This is a genomic window from Gelidibacter sp., from assembly GCF_035577925.1.
Lineage (GTDB): Bacteria > Bacteroidota > Bacteroidia > Flavobacteriales > Flavobacteriaceae > Gelidibacter.
Genome location: NZ_DATJCY010000206.1, coordinates 1 through 1,625, shown reverse-complemented (window position 1 = coordinate 1,625; position 1,625 = coordinate 1). Strand labels below are relative to the sequence as shown.

Genomic DNA, 1,625 nt, shown 5'->3' with positions numbered 1-1,625 from the left:
AATCTTATGCCGAAGCAAAAGCACCACTATTGATTTTTTGCTGGGCGCCACTCCTTGTTTTTATAGGCATGATTTATGAAAAACACTTGGTCAACAGCAATGATCTGCAAAAAAACGTCTATCGTTTTATTCTTGGCTGTGTATGCAACCTTATTTTATGTTATTTGTTAGTACCTGTCTGGCAAGCTACAGGTGCGGCAATAGCAGTTTTAACCAGTCATTTTATCACGAATATTGTGTATGTATTTTTAGATACTAAAAGTAGAAAAGAAGTGCTTGCCTTGCTCTGATTGCTTTTGATTTAAGTGACAAGATGATTTGAGTTGAGCAAAAACAAACCCTCCGTCTAAACCTCCTCCGTCGGTTTAGCCACCTCCCTTTAACTAAAGGGAGGAGCCAATTGAGATAGGTTTATGTGATTTAGGCTGATATCAAGAAAATTTATACAAATCAAAACTTGACGAAAACTAGTTAAAAAAAATGCGAAACATAATAAACTCTCCCAATCCAGCTCCCCTCTTCAGACGAAGATAGGTGTACAAACGCAGTTTGGACGGGGAGTTTGAACAATTGAAGCGTTAGTTATCAAAAAAATTGTAAATTATGCCAATTTTAAAACAACACTTTTACATTTATGAAATCTATATTAGGCTCACTATTACTTTTCTTTTCATGCACTCTCCCTCTCATGGCGCAACAAACTGATAAAAAACTGGAAAAAGAACTGACTGAACTCGTGAAAGACTTTGAGGGCGATGTTGGTATCTACGTGTATAATTTAAAAACAAATACAGAGGCAGGTGTTAATGCCGATACTATTTTCCCAACGGCAAGTGTTGTCAAAGTTCCGATTTTAATTGAAGTGTTCAATCAGATTAAACTAGGAAAACTAAACCTTAATGATACTTTGGTTTATGATGCTAAAAAAAAATATGGCGGATCGGGATTAATGCAATTTTATAAAGATAGTACAACTACAGATTTGCGCACTGCAGCGTCACTAATGATCACCGTGAGCGACAATACCACCTCTATGATGTGCCAAGAACTCGTGGGCGGCGGCATAGTCATCAATCAAACGATGGCCGATCTGGGCTTAACACACACCCGAGTAAATAGCAGAACCGAAGGTCGAACAAAAGATTGGGAAAAATATGGCTGGGGACAAACTACGCCTCGCGAAATGGCTTCATTAATGGTGAAAATGCGACAAAGAACCTTAGTAGATGCCGCATCGAGTGATGAAATGTATCGGATAATGAGCAATTCTTTCTATACCGATTATTCTCTTTCGCAAATTCCGCCGTATGTACAAACCGCTGCAAAACAAGGAATGGTCAACAAATCAAGATCAGAAATAGTGATGGTCAATGCACCGCACGGCGATTATGTGTTTTATATTGCTACCAAAAATAATGTGGATGAATCTTGGGGCTTTAACAATAAAGCATGGCAATTGCAAAGAGCTATTTCAGCACATTTATGGCAATACTTTGAACCAGAATCCGATTGGAAACCTGCATCGGGATTTGAAGATTTAGTAAAAGGACTGAGATATTAGCGACATCTTTTTCTTACTACATGACAAAAAAATCAAACCACATAGACACATAGCATCTGATAAC

General features: G+C 37.9%; 2 protein-coding genes. Both read left to right on the top strand.

All coding sequences use genetic code 11. The features are described from left to right. A partial coding sequence (locus tag VNJ50_RS07995; protein ID WP_325580714.1) for a polysaccharide biosynthesis C-terminal domain-containing protein occupies positions 1–290 on the top strand: 290 nt, incomplete at its 5' end. A gap of 398 nt (positions 291–688) precedes the next feature. Further along, complete coding sequence (locus VNJ50_RS07990) at positions 689–1,561, top strand: serine hydrolase (RefSeq protein WP_325580712.1); 873 nt, start codon at positions 689–691, stop codon at positions 1,559–1,561. Positions 1,562–1,625 lie beyond the last annotated feature (64 nt).